Annotated in this window: 11 protein-coding genes; 6 read left to right on the top strand and 5 right to left on the bottom strand. The window is 40.9% G+C overall.

Annotated features, from left to right (window positions below; genetic code table 11):
- Window positions 1-106: 106 nt before the first annotated feature.
- From U859_RS0129660 to U859_RS0129650, 3 genes are all read right to left on the bottom strand, one after another.
- Window positions 107-1,324 carry a DUF4374 domain-containing protein gene (locus tag U859_RS0129660; protein ID WP_025146834.1) on the bottom strand — a complete coding sequence of 406 codons (1,218 nt, stop codon included), beginning with the start codon at window positions 1,322-1,324 and terminating at the stop codon, window positions 107-109.
- 15 nt (window positions 1,325-1,339) lie between these two features.
- Window positions 1,340-1,990 (bottom strand): hypothetical protein, encoded by a 651-nt coding sequence (locus U859_RS0129655; protein ID WP_025146833.1) that lies wholly within the window; start codon window positions 1,988-1,990, stop codon window positions 1,340-1,342.
- Window positions 1,991-2,102: 112 nt separating this feature from the next.
- Window positions 2,103-2,639, bottom strand: coding sequence for a sigma-70 family RNA polymerase sigma factor (locus U859_RS0129650; RefSeq protein WP_025146832.1), 537 nt, complete (start codon window positions 2,637-2,639; stop codon window positions 2,103-2,105).
- Window positions 2,640-3,030: 391 nt separating this feature from the next.
- Here U859_RS0129650 and U859_RS0129645 point away from each other — a divergent pair, with 391 nt between their 5' ends.
- The 6 genes from U859_RS0129645 to U859_RS0129615 all read left to right on the top strand — a co-directional run bounded on the left by U859_RS0129645 (window position 3,031) and on the right by U859_RS0129615 (window position 9,401).
- The gene (locus U859_RS0129645; protein WP_025146831.1) at window positions 3,031-4,125 is read left to right on the top strand and encodes a hypothetical protein; all 1,095 of its coding nucleotides are present in this window, start codon (window positions 3,031-3,033) and stop codon (window positions 4,123-4,125) included.
- A gap of 123 nt (window positions 4,126-4,248) precedes the next feature.
- Complete coding sequence (locus U859_RS0129640; RefSeq protein ID WP_025146830.1) at window positions 4,249-4,833, top strand: RNA polymerase sigma-70 factor; 585 nt, start codon at window positions 4,249-4,251, stop codon at window positions 4,831-4,833.
- Between the two features lie 13 nt (window positions 4,834-4,846).
- Window positions 4,847-5,800 (top strand): FecR family protein, encoded by a 954-nt coding sequence (locus U859_RS0129635; RefSeq protein WP_025146829.1) that lies wholly within the window; start codon window positions 4,847-4,849, stop codon window positions 5,798-5,800.
- Window positions 5,800-7,536 (top strand): STN and carboxypeptidase regulatory-like domain-containing protein, encoded by a 1,737-nt coding sequence (locus tag U859_RS0129630; RefSeq protein WP_025146828.1) that lies wholly within the window; start codon window positions 5,800-5,802, stop codon window positions 7,534-7,536. Before U859_RS0129635 ends, U859_RS0129630 begins: the two co-directional genes overlap by 1 nt.
- Before the next feature lie 1,178 nt (window positions 7,537-8,714).
- A complete protein-coding gene (locus U859_RS32135) occupies window positions 8,715-8,876 on the top strand; it encodes a hypothetical protein (RefSeq protein ID WP_162800092.1) in 162 nt (53 codons plus the stop codon).
- Between the two features lie 18 nt (window positions 8,877-8,894).
- Entirely contained in the window at window positions 8,895-9,401 is a 507-nt protein-coding gene (locus U859_RS0129615) for a DinB family protein (RefSeq protein WP_025146826.1), read from the top strand.
- Between the two features lie 155 nt (window positions 9,402-9,556).
- On the opposite strand, the gene U859_RS0129610 is transcribed toward U859_RS0129615, so the two are convergent.
- Entirely contained in the window at window positions 9,557-10,447 is an 891-nt protein-coding gene (locus tag U859_RS0129610; RefSeq protein WP_025146825.1) for an SDR family oxidoreductase, read from the bottom strand.
- Window positions 10,448-11,206: 759 nt separating this feature from the next.
- On the bottom strand, window positions 11,207-13,165 hold the full coding sequence (locus tag U859_RS31440) for an ATP-binding protein (protein WP_025146824.1): 1,959 nt from the start codon (window positions 13,163-13,165) through the stop codon (window positions 11,207-11,209).
- Between the last annotated feature and the right edge of the window lies 1 nt (window position 13,166).

Raw genomic sequence — 13,166 nt, 5'->3', positions numbered from 1 at the left:
AGATTCCCGCCTGCGCGGGAATGACGACAATACAACTGGACTATGTGAATGGTCGCTTAATCGAAGACCCAGTTTTGCATCCTTCTATTTGCGGTTAAAAATAGCCTTAATCCTTCAACCTATCTATCCGCATAATGAAATCGGTATCTCCACCAAGCTGAAGTCCTTTTTTTAGTGCGCCTGTTTTAATATTATACAGCCAGATGTAATTGCCTTCTCTGGTAGAATTAACAGAAATATAAGCGGTATTGCCCTCAACAATTACACATTCTCTTCTTGTTCCTTTATCTAAGGGGAGATTAAGTTTGGTAACCGATTGTGATAGCAGATCGAGCACATAAAATTCAAAATGTGCGGTACTGTAATGATCGCCCAGGCCTTTAAACAAATCTTTTCTCTCTGAACGGATGATGGCTTTATTACCGCCTAAATACCACATTCCATAAGCATGGTTCTGTATTTTTGAGGCAGAAATGTTAAAAAAATATTTCGGATCGATCTTTTTTTCACCTGCTTCAATCTTAAATATACCGGTTGGCAGATCAGGGTGATTACCTAAGGCAATGCCCGGGCACGATTGAAAGTAATAATCACCTTTTTCATCTTTAAAATTATAAGATTGAATGGTGTTGATTCCGCCCGGATAAGTAGAGCGGGTATCTTTTTGCGTGCCGATCAGTTTCATTTGCGGGTAACTGAGCTCCGAAACATATAACGTATCGCTGGTTAAATAATTAGAAACACCCTGCGCCAGGTGATAGGTATAACCAACCAGGAGTGTATTACCTTTTTTTTCTACAAAACCGATAGAAAGTGTTGTGTATTTACCTGATGGTGCGGGAATTTCCATATCACCCTGTGTTATGGTTTCCATTTTAGTGGTATTGATGAAACCGTATTTGCTATGATTATAACCCGAAAGATTTAATCCGGTTAGCAATAAACTATCTTTACCGATCCAGTTAAAATTTTCGATGCTAAAATCTTTAATGTCTACAAAACCAGCTGTGATCAATTTTCCGTTTTCCAGTTTAAATTTAGAGAAACGGTTGCTTTTGCGGTTAAGGTGATAAAAGAAGCCGTCTTTTACAAAAACATCCCTATCCATATCCTTTGGATCTAAGTATACGCCTGATATTTCCGGTTTCAATTCGCCACTATCCAATGTATTGCTGGTTAGCAGGTATTCCTTTCCATCTTTGGCCAGGATATACAAACTGTATTTAGCATCTTTTTGATTTGCAGATTTTCTTTCCTTGCAGCCAAAAAAGCAAAATGCAAAAATTGCAATGATGGAAAATTTAATGATACTATTGAAGTTCATGGCAGGGTGGAGCGGTTAAATATCAAACTGGGTAGAAAGCTGTTTCTGCATTACCGGGGGCAAATCCATTAAATTCCTTTCGCTGATTACGATGATACTTTTAACACCCGTTTTATTTTTAAGGATAATATAGGTTTGGCCTTTTAACAAGGTTACTTTCTTATCTGTTCCTTCGAAAACGAGGCTGATATCTTTCTTTGGTGAAATCATGATACTCCCTGTCAAATCAATCATGCCATCAATGTTATTTATTTTGGCCGTGGTATTTGGACCGAGGGCTACATCATATCCGGTGGCATCAATATATTTTACATGCAGTGCAGAAGGATTATTTAGCGCTAAATAATCAGCTTGTGCCACAGGCTTACTGGCAAATACGAAATAAACAATTGTACCGGCTATAGTGATGAGTACAGCAGCAGCAATGGCTCCTTTCCACATCAGGTAAGCATTGCTTCTTTTGGGTAATGGCTTAACTGCCTGTGGTAAAACTGTTTCAATTTCCTGCCAAATTTCTTGCTTAATGCTATTTTTATCCTGGGTAAGGATTGTGGTATCCAGATCACCAACATCAGTATTGAATAACCATTCTTCTACCATTCTGCGCTCTTCGGCAGTACAGGTATTTAAATGGTATTTTTCTAAAAGTTCGTTACTGATGTTCATTTTGGATAAATTGGTGCTAACAAGAATGCCCTACCTGCAAACTTAATAAATTATTGCTTTTAAATAGAAGTAGCTTAAACACCGGTTTTCCGTAAGTGTTAACAATAAAAATTTAATAATTGGCCAAACCCACTTTAAGCTTGCTCATGGCTTTGGTAATGTGGTATTCTACGGCACGTTCTGAAATATATAGCATATTGGCAATTTCTTTATTGCTCATTCCCTGTTCGCGGCTCATTTTGTAAACCCTTTTGCACTGGCAGGGCAAAGTATCAACCAGGAGGTTTACTTTTTCTTTTAAATTATTAAAAAGTACCTGTTCTTCGGTGCAGTTGCTTGATATCGAACAATCCATTACCTGAAACTCATTGTGTTTTTGCCGGTTTACCTTGTTGCGGATGTATTCGAAGGTTTTGAATTTAGCTGACCTGATGAGGTAATGTTCAATTTTTTCAATTTCAAGTTCGGCCCGGCGTTCCCAGAGCGATTTAAAAATCTCCTGAACCATGCCTTTCGCAGGCTCAACCTCTTTGATATTGTTATAGCAAACCGCAAATACCTTTTCCCAATATAACTCATAGGCCATTTCGAACGATTGTTTGTCGATTTTAATTAACCCGCCCGAGAAAGGATGACCTGTAGCTTCCAAATACTAATTTGATGATTGGTTGCAAATATAGCTATTTAGATCAATTAAAAATAAGAGGGTTTTGAATTTTATAATTGTAGACAGGAGCAGGGGGCATAGAGTTGAAAATATAGCAAGAGTGACGGCTTCTACCTACGCTTATCACCAGACTTCGTTCTCCCGACTTTCGAACTTCACTTATATTTTCTATGTTTTTTTAACCACAGAGCGTACAGAGGGTACCGGGCTAGGCGTGTAGTAACAGAATAATTGTTTGTGCTTATGCCACCTTATCATCAGACTTCGGTCTTCCGACTTTCGGACTTATTCCATCTTCCATCTAAAAAATATTTTTTCTTCCTGCGTAGGGGTAAGTCCATACTTCGCTGTCTCAGTTTAAAATTAGAAAGAAATGAACACATCTTTAACAAACATTAAAGAGGGCTTAAATGCCCATATCAACTTAAAAAAAGCGTTGCAGGCAACCTTATTGGGCCTGGCAATATTTTTAGGCACGGGTTTAAATGGTTTTGCACAGGAAGCCAGAAAGGATAAAGTAAATATTGGTATCGTATATCCTATAAGTACAAACGGAACACATGCCCTGCTCGATACCAATGTATTTTCTTTTAATCTGCTGGCCGGCGTTTCGGCTGCAGAAAAAGGACTTTCATTTGCCGGAATATCTAATATTGTACGTAAAGATGCAAGGGGTGCGCAGTTTGCAGGCTTTTCTAACCATATTGGCGGCAAAGCACAAGGAGCACAACTTGCGGGTTTTATCAATACTTATGGAAGTGGAAACGGAGTTGCAATAGCCGGTTTTACCAATATTGCGAAAGAAAACAGCGGTACGCAGGTATCCGGTTTTTTAAACTGGAGTGGTAAAAATGTTTCTGCATTACAGCTCAGTGGTTTTATGAACAAAGCTGCAAATGTAAAGGGATCGCAAATTGCAGGGTTTATCAATATTGCAAAAAAGGTTAAGGGCATTCAGCTTTCAGGCTTTATTAACGTGGCAGATAGCAGCGATTACCCTATTGGAATCATCAACATCGTAAAAAATGGCGAAAAGAGCATTGCTTTAACCACAAACCAGAACTTAACCACTATGGCCACTTTCCGTTCGGGCGGTAAAGTATTGTATGGCATTATCGGTGCCGGTTACAACTTTAAAAATAAAGATGAAGTTTATGCCTTCGAAGCAGGTTTAGGGGCACATTTTTTCCAATCAGAACATTTCAGGCTAAATGCTGAGCTTACCTCGGGCACTTTACAAAACTTTAAACGTGGCAATTATTTTAAATCCACCTTCCAGTTAATGCCTTCGTTAAGGATAGGCCCTCATTTGGAAATATTCGCAGGTCCGTCATTTAATTTCATATCAACCGATACTGAAGAGGGTAAAACCTTACAAAAACATTATGTAAAAACCTGGGATAGAAAAGATAACACCCTGCACGGCATGTTCTTTGGTTATACAGGCGGTTTGGCAATTAGTTTTTAAAGAAATGATTGAATGAGAAAATGAATGAATTAGTGAATGATGTATCCTCTCATTCAATCATTCTCTCAATCAAAACTCAGTCCTTCTCTCAATCAATCATTATATTTGACTACAATTAAACGAGTGGAATTAACAGCAGTAGCTTCCGGAAACAGACATCAGTATAATGATGAAACATCATTTGAGCAGTTGTTCAAAACGCATTATAATGCCCTGCATGCCTATGCCCAGGTAATTTTAAAAGATGAGGATGTTGCAGAAGAAATTGTACAGGGGATGTTTTTAAAGTTTTGGGAAAAAAGGGAAAGCCTGCAAATACAATCTGTTAAAGCCTACCTCTATAAATGTGTTTATAATGATAGCATCAATTACCTTAAGCAGGAAAAAACCAAAAGCAAATACCAGGAATTTACCGTACACACCATGAATACCGAACATGAGCCCGCAGCTGCAAAAGTAGAACTTAAAGAGTTGCAAAAGCATTTAAGGGAAGCCTTGAACCAACTGCCGGAGCAATGCCGTACCATTTTCCAGATGAGTAGGTTCGATGAGCTGAAATACCGTGAAATTGCCGATCAGTTGGGCCTATCCATTAAAACCGTAGAAAACCAGATGGGTAAGGCGTTAAAAATATTGAGGTTGAAACTCGCTGATTTCCTCGTGTTTGTTTTGCTTGGATTGTGGCATTATAAAGATTTTTTTAATTAGAAGAAGAAAGCGCATGAGTGATGAATTATTGATCAAATTTCTTCTAAAAGAAAGTACTGAGGAAGAAAACGAACAGGTAAGAAACTGGCTAAATGCTGATGAAGCCAATCAAAAATATTTTATACAGTTAGAAACCATCTGGCAGCTAAGCAACACCCTGAAAAATGAAAATAAAAGGGATGAGGAGAAGGCGTGGGAAAGTTTTAAAGCGAGAAGGGAAAATTTACAGGTTGATAGCATAAAAACCCTGAAAACCAGGGCAATTTGGTTAAGGGTGGCTGCGGTATTGTTTATTGCAGTTGGTGGCTGGCTGCTGTACAATTTATACTCAACCGGACATTACACCGAACTGATTGCCCGTAACGAGGTGCGTACCGAAAACTTGCCAGATGGATCGGAGCTGATCCTAAATAAGCACAGCAAGATTAGCTATGCGGGTAATTTTAAAAATAACAGAAAGCTGAAAATGGAAGAAGGCGATGTATTTTTTGAAGTGGCCAAAGATAAAACCCATCCCTTTATCATCGATATCGACCAGATAAGTGTAGAAGTAGTGGGTACTTCGTTTAACATCAGGCACCATAAAAAGGATACTGAGGTAAATGTAGAAACAGGCATTGTAAAAGTGCGGATCGCCAATGAAGAAATCAGGCTTTATAAAGGCGAGAAAATCCTCATCACAGGTAATACCGATAAACTGGTAAAAGAACAAAGTACCGATCAGTTGTATAATTATTATCGTACCAACCTGTTCCAGGCCAACAATATTGCCCTATCAAAATTGGTTAAAACTTTAAACGAAGCTTATGATACCAACATCATTTTAGACGAAAAAGTTAAGGGATTAACGATCAGCACTACGTTAAAATGGGGCTCTGTTAACGAAAATTTACAGATTATCTGCGAAACCTTAAATTTAAAATTATCGCGTAACAGCAACAACATTTTGCTGTCTTATAAAGATTAATGAAGACACAACTGGTTATTTTACTACTCTTTATTTCAGGTTTCTGTGCGGCTCAGGTTAGTACAGTAGATTATCGGCGGAATTTATCAAAAAGTATAACCTTAAACGTTAGGAAGGAGCGTGTGAGCAATGTTTTGCAGCTGATAAGCAAGGCAGGTGGATTCTATTTTTCTTACAATGGTGTTTTATTTCGGCAGGATAGTCTGGTAAGCCTGAATGTGAAAAATGTTCCGGTCCGGGAAGTTTTAGATCAGATTTTCGAAGGCAAGGTAGATTATAAAGAAAATGCGGAATACATTATACTGCGTTATGCAGTAAACCACCTGACTATTGAGGCCGAGCACATTGCAAACGGAGACAATGAATATGCCATAAGCGGTTATGTGATCGATACCCGAACGGGCGCTAAGGTTAAGCAAGCCAGTGTTTATGAAAAACGGTTGCTTCAGGCGGCACTTACCGATAACAATGGATATTTTACATTGCGCTTTAGGGGCGAGCACATTAGCGTAATTTTAACGGCAAGTAAAGAAACCTACCGGGATACTTCATTGGTTTTTTTGGCTGATGTAAATATAAAACCTGGAAAATATGAGGATCCGGATAAAGAACGGGGTGCTTTTTTCTCAAATACTTTTGGGGGTAGGGGTATCTGGCGCTTTTTGCTCTCTTCAAAACAAAGGATCCAGAACCTGAATATCCCCGATTTTTTTGCACAAACTCCTTTTCAAGTTTCGTTTATACCCGGTTTAAGTTCACATGGGAGCATGAGTTCGAGCGTCGTAAACAAAGTATCTTTAAATATCGTTGGAGGTTATACTGCCGGAACCGACGGTGTGGAATTTGCCAGTGTATTTAACTTAACCAAAGGTGATATCAAAAAGTTTCAGGCGGCAGGTGGCTTCAATGTAGTGGGTGGATCGGTAAAAGGCACGCAATTTTCGGGCATTTATAATGATGTAAACAGGAATATGGATGGTTTACAGGCGGCAGGTCTTTTAAATCGGGTAACAGAAAACGTAAGGGGTGTTCAATTGGCCGGGATGGGTAATATTGCTGGTAAGGATGTGAAAGGCGTACAGGTAGCAGGTTTGATCAACACCGGTAAAAACATTAGCGGGGTACAGGTGGCAGGAGTATTTAATAAAAGTGCAAGCCATTTAAAAGGCATGCAAATCTCAGGATTGATTAATTATGCCAAAAAGATGGATGGTTTTCAGTTTGGGTTGATCAACCTGGCCGATTCATCATCTGGAGTGAGTATCGGTTTAATTAATCTATCTAATAATGGCTACCGCAAAATAAGTGTTTATACCAACGAGGTAGCCAATACCAATATTGCCTTCAAAACAGGGAATGCTAAGTTATACACCTTGTTAATTGCAGGTAAAAACTTTTCAGAGAATGCTCAGGTATTTACTTATGGTTTAGGCCTTGGTCATGATTTTATATTGAATACACGTTTCGCTATTGCAGCAGAAGGAACCATCCAATCGATATATTTAGGTTCTTTTGAAGACGCAAATAAACTATACAGATTGCAGAGCCTGCTCCAGGTAAAAGCCTTGCCTCGGCTTAGCATTTTTGCGGGACCGGCTTATAATTATTATATAAAAAGGTTGTTTAGCCCAGCCAATCATTATAAAAAGGAACTGGCACCAAAGCAGCATCATAATTTTAGCAATGGCGCACAAGGATGGCTGGGCTGGAATTTGGGTGTTACAGTTTCGTTGTAGTGTGTGATCTAACCACAGAGCGCACAGAGAGAAGGGCGCAAAGGGCACAGAGCTGGGAGCATAGTTTGTATTAGTCGCATGGCTATTTGCACCTTATCTTCGGATCTCCGACCTCTGACTTTTGGACTTTCTTCCATTTTTAACCACAGAGCGCACAAAGAGAAAGGCGCAAAGGGCACAGAGCTGGAAAGCATAGTTTGTATTAGTTGCATGGCTATTTTCACCTTATCTTCGGACCTCCGACCTCTGACTTTTCGGACTTCTTCCATTTTTAACCACAGAGCGCACAAAGAGAAAGGCGCAAAACGCACAGAGCTGGGAGCATAGTTTGTATTAGCCGCGTGGCTATTTGCACCTTATCTTCGGACCTCCGACCTCTGACTTTTCGGACTTCTTCCATTTTTAACCACAGAGCGCACAAAGAGAAGGCGCAGAGTGCACAGAGCTGGGAGCATAGCAATTATTATAAGCGCTTGCCTATTGCACCTTATCTTCGGACCTCCGACCTCTGACTTTTCGGACTTCTTCCATTTTAACCACAGAGCGCACAAAGAGAAAGGCGCAAAGGGCACAGAGCTGGGAGCATAGCAATTATTATAAGCGCTTGCCTATTGCACCTTATCTTCGGACCTCCGACCTCTGACTTTTCGGACTTCTTCCATTTTAACCACAGAGCGCACAAAGAGAAAGGCGCAGAGAGAACAGAGCTGGGAGCATAGTTTGTATTAGTCGCATGGCTATTTGCCTTATCTTCGGACCTCCGACCTCTGACTTTTCGGACTTCTTCCATTTTTAACCACAGAGCGCAGGGAGCATAGTTTGTATTAGTCGCATGGCTATTTGCACCTTATCTTCGGACCTCCGACTTCTGACTTTTGGACTTTCTTCCATTTTAACCACAGAGCGCACAAAGAGAAAGGCGCAAAGCGCACAGAGCTGGGAGCATAGTTTGTATTAGTCGCATGGCTATTTGCACCTTATCTTCGGACCTCCGACTTCTGACTTTTCGGACTTCTTCCATTTTTAACCACAGAGCGCACAAAGAGAAAGGCGCAAAGGGCACAGAGCTGGGAGCATAGTTCGTATTAGTCGCATGGCTATTTGCACCTTATCTTCGGACCTCTGACTTCTGACTTTTCGGACTATTTAATTATATTTGATTACCAATCTCTAATACTATGTTGTTATTTGCAGTTCCACTATATTTTATTGTCTTTTTTAGCTGGATTATTTATGCCGCTTTTGTAAAGAAAAACCTTAAGCAGAATATGCCCATGGTTTATTTTGGCGGTGTATTTAGCCTGATCTGGGTGGTGATTGTAACGATTGCTTATCTTTAATTTATCGGCAATTCGAATATGTCGCAAAAATTGGAAGTTTGGCAAAGAGGACCAATACCTGATGTTGATCCGTTGTTACAACCAGTGGCTCATGCACTTTTACAGGCTCGGGAAGAAATTAATGAATACATGCATGAATTTCCGATAGCACTACTTTGGGAACGCCCTGCAGGCATGGCATCTACAGGTTTTCACCTTCAGCATTTAAGTGGAGTACTCGATCGGGTATTTACTTATGCCAGGGCTGAAGGATTATCCGAATTTCAGTTTTCACAACTGGCAGAAGAAGGCTCCGATAGTGCTGAAGGATATGCTGTAGCCGATCTGGTAGGTCGTTTTAATCGCCAGGTAGATTTTGCTTTACAACAATTAAAAAATACAGATATAAACACACTGTCTGATTTTAGGGGCATCGGTCGCGCCAAACTTCCTTCAACAGTTATTGGCCTGCTCTTCCATGCTGCAGAACATACCATGCGCCACGTAGGTCAGCTGATGGTTACTGCTGCGGTGGTAAGAAAATGATGAGTTTTAACCATAGAGCACGCGAAGAGAAAGGCGCAGAGGTCACAGAGCGGGTGGCCGAGTAAAAAATTAATACTCTTTATCTTACCACCTTATCTTCTAACCTCCGACCTCCGACTTTTCGGACTTACTCCATCATCCTTACATTTTATATCTTATTTAAAATAATGTCCTTTTTCCATATCTGCAATCAAATTTATCTGAGTTGGCTGCCAGTTTAAACTTTCGCGGGTAATTTTATTCGATGCCGGACAATCTATGCAGGCAAAACCGCTAAGCCATCCAAAATGTTCAGCTGCCTCTGCTGCGGGTACTGATACCACTGGAATATTAAGCTGTTTGCCAATGGTTTCAGCAATGGTTTTAAAGGTAATCGCTTCTTCGGCCACACCATGATACCTGGCGCGTGGTGTCGCATTTTCTAAAGCCAGCCTGTAAAGTACGGCTGCATCTAAACGGTGTACCGCTGTCCAGCAGTTAAGGCCTTCGCCGATGTAGGCCGAAATGCCTTTTTCGCGGGCAATGTTTATCAGCATAGGCACAAAACCATAATCTCCTTCATCATGCACTGATGGCGATAAACGTACCACGGCCGAACGCACCCCAAGCGTTGCAACAGCGTCGGCAGTTTGTTCTGATACACGGGGGTGGACCGAGGCGCCTGGAGCGGGAATAATAGCTTCGGTAGCCAATTTCCCCGGACTTACTAAAGCGGTACCTGAAGTTACAATAAAAGGACGGTTGGAACCAGCCAACTCCGCTCCAATAGCTTCGATGGCAAGTTTATCAACCTCGCACATTTCTTTATAACGGGTAAAATCGTGGATAAAACCCGTATGGATTACGCCATCAGTAGCCGCTGCTCCACTGCGCAGGCTATTTAAATCGGTAAGGTCGCCGCGATGTACCTCCGCGCCAGCCGCAATTAACGCATTGGCTGAGGCATCTGAGCGGGCTAAACCTAAAACCTGATGGCCAGCATTGATTAATTCTTTAACGATTGCGGAACCTACAAAACCTGTGGCTCCTGTTACAAATACACGCATGATTGAATTTTTATTTAAACAATAATTTAACTTTTTGATGAAGCAAATATCGGGGGAGTGCAGAAGATTGATTTAGCCAAATCAGTTGATGTTGTAGCCAAAAACCATAGACAGAACTACTTTAAGCTTTAGTTTTTATGCTTTTTTTGGGAAATCAATAACAGAAGCTTTTAGGAGATTGCAGTCCCGCTTTGAGCAGTTTTAGGTGGCACGGTTGCAAAATGTAGAAGAAATTATTATTGGGCATTATGCTATTCAATAGCAGCAGAAACCTAACTACTTAAACCTGATTGCAGTGGTAGCTCCCGATTTTTTTAATCGGGACTACAAGCGCAAAGCAGGACTAACATTAAAAAGAACTACTGTTCCTGCTTTCCAAACCGAAGGAAATGTATCCTTTAGTTTCTGTTGCTTTTTTTTGAAAATCAATAACAGAAGCTTTTAGTGAATTGGAGCCCCCGCTCCCGTTTCTGCTCCCCGATTTAGAAAAAATCGGTGGCATCTCACTTTGATCGGGTTTAGATGGCAGAGTAAGTGGTACTATTTAGGGTTGCATTGTGCAGATTGAAGATTTAATCACACCATGCCAGGTAACCCCTAATAGCAGCATAGACCTTAATTTACAACCTGATTTAAATGAAAGCCCGCAAGCGAGGCATGCCGATTTACAGGAACGGGCTTATAATGAAAAGCAGGACTAACATTAAAAAGAACTACTGTTCCTGCTTTCCAAATCAAATGAAACATTATTTATTTTTGTCATCCTAACGGAACAGAAAAAATAAATGTAGAACCCTCATTCAGGCTACTATTTACCTCGATGGTACCGTGGTGTCTTTTTACAATTTCGGCGCTGAGATAGAGGCCTATGCCAAAGCCCGAAATGGTTTTGGTATTCCTGTTATCGGCCCTGAAAAAGCGTTCAAAAAGCCTTTGAGTATCTTCCTTTTTTATCCCTATCCCTTCATCTTTGATACTTACAGTTGCCATATTGCCCTCTTTTGCACAACGGATTTCAATTTTACTCCCTGATGGCGAGTATTTAATGGCATTGCCGATGAGGTTGGTAATTACCGAGCCCAGTTTATCCCTATCCGCCTTAACTTCAAAAGCTGTGCAGGGATGGTGAATGATCTGATGGGTGGCCATTAACATTTCAAAATCTGCGATCATTTCATCAATCAGATCGGAGAGGACAAAATGGCTCATCTCAAGCGAAATTTTACCGGATTCTAAACGCGAAACATCCAGAAAACCATTAATAAGTGTAGACATTTTCCTGATCTGGCTTTCTACCTTGGTGATGATCGTTTTGGCTACCCCAATATCCTGTATTTTAAGCGGTAGGAGTTGCATGTAGGCTTTAAGCGAGGTAAGTGGGGTTTTAAGCTCGTGACTCACCATGCCGATAAAATCATTTTTCCTCAGCTCATCATGTTTTTGCTCCGTAATATCCAATACCGAACCGATAAAACGGATCGGTTTGGCTTCGGCATCAAAATAGGCCTTTCCCTGCGCTTTTACCCATCTGATCTGGCCATCTTCTGCGCCTACCGTACGGTATTCGATATCATAATCGCCATTGGTTTTTGCTTTGTTATATACGTCTTTGATACACTCAATAACCCGTTCACGGTCATCTGGATAAAGACCCCGCAAGAAATCGTGTTCGTAAGAAACAGTATTGTGGTGGCTAATGCCAAAAAGTATGCGGCAGCGTTCATCCCATTCTAAAGTACCTAGTTTGAGGTCCATATCAAATGTGCCCATTTTGGCCGCCATTTTTGAGAGGCGCGCCTGTTCGAGGGCAAGTTCCAAGCGGTGGTTACTATCCTTTACTTCCGATAATGCATTGTGTTCTCCGGTAATATCCTGTAAAGTGCCACTAAAGCGGGTAACCTGTCTGTTTTCGTTAAAAAGGGCTTTTCCTTTGGCCCTTACCAGCCTGGATTGATCATCTTTAGGGTTAATGATATGGTACTCTATAGAATAGTGCCCTCCTGAGTCGTAATCCATTGCCTTTGCAATGGCATCAAGCACCTTTTGGCGGTCATGATCGGCAATTACATCAGTAGCTTTAGAAAGGTCGATTTCGGCAGCTGCATCTAAACCAAACCACGATTTAAGCCTGTCGTTACCAATAAATTTACGGGTAAGCGGATTGAGGTCCCAGGTGCCTAGTTCGGCCGCTTCGATAGCGAAATCAAGCTCTGCTTTGGCCTCGCTAATGCTATTGATGGCTTTAACCTGTGCAGTTGTTTCTTTGCAGATTACCAGAATACCTTCTGCAATACCCTTACTGCTTTTGATAGGGCTATAAGAAAAATCGAAGTAACACTGCTCAATATAACCGTTGCGGTTTAAGGGAACAATAAAGTTGGGAAAGCCATAAGTTTCGCCCTTTCTTACTTTTTTAAACATAGGCCCAATGGTATCCCATATTTCGGCATATGTATCTTTTGCGCTTCCACCTAAAGCCTGTGGATGTTTGTTTGTGCCGTTTATCGGTCTGAAAGCATCATTATAAAGCTGTATATATTCAGTTCCCCAGCAGATCAGGATAGGGAAATGCGTACTAAGCATCATGCTCACCATCGACTTTAATGCCGAATCCCATTGGTCAGGATTTCCTAAGGGACTGCTCTCCCAGTTATATGCCCTAATCAGGCTGCCCATTTCTCCACCGCCCTGCAAAAAGTCTGTTTGATCTCTGTTCATA

It is taken from the genome of Pedobacter jeongneungensis, assembly GCF_000633455.1.
In the GTDB taxonomy this organism is placed as follows: domain Bacteria; phylum Bacteroidota; class Bacteroidia; order Sphingobacteriales; family Sphingobacteriaceae; genus Pedobacter; species Pedobacter jeongneungensis_A.
Note: the sequence above shows the minus strand (reverse complement) of the source record. Positions and strands in the feature narration are given on the sequence as shown.

Bases quoted from the DNA above. Each gene is read 5' to 3' on its own strand.
- U859_RS0129630 (WP_025146828.1), top strand. From the start codon at position 5,800: ATGAAGACACAACTGGTTATTTTACTACTCTTTATTTCAGGTTTCTGT.
- U859_RS0129660 (WP_025146834.1), bottom strand. From the start codon at position 1,324: ATGAACTTCAATAGTATCATTAAATTTTCCATCATTGCAATTTTTGCA.
- U859_RS0129645 (WP_025146831.1), top strand. From the start codon at position 3,031: ATGAACACATCTTTAACAAACATTAAAGAGGGCTTAAATGCCCATATC.
- U859_RS31440 (WP_025146824.1), bottom strand. From the start codon at position 13,165: ATGAACAGAGATCAAACAGACTTTTTGCAGGGCGGTGGAGAAATGGGC.
- U859_RS0129610 (WP_025146825.1), bottom strand. From the start codon at position 10,447: ATGCGTGTATTTGTAACAGGAGCCACAGGTTTTGTAGGTTCCGCAATC.
- U859_RS32135 (WP_162800092.1), top strand. From the start codon at position 8,715: ATGTTGTTATTTGCAGTTCCACTATATTTTATTGTCTTTTTTAGCTGG.
- U859_RS0129615 (WP_025146826.1), top strand. From the start codon at position 8,895: ATGTCGCAAAAATTGGAAGTTTGGCAAAGAGGACCAATACCTGATGTT.
- U859_RS0129655 (WP_025146833.1), bottom strand. From the start codon at position 1,990: ATGAACATCAGTAACGAACTTTTAGAAAAATACCATTTAAATACCTGT.
- U859_RS0129635 (WP_025146829.1), top strand. From the start codon at position 4,847: ATGAGTGATGAATTATTGATCAAATTTCTTCTAAAAGAAAGTACTGAG.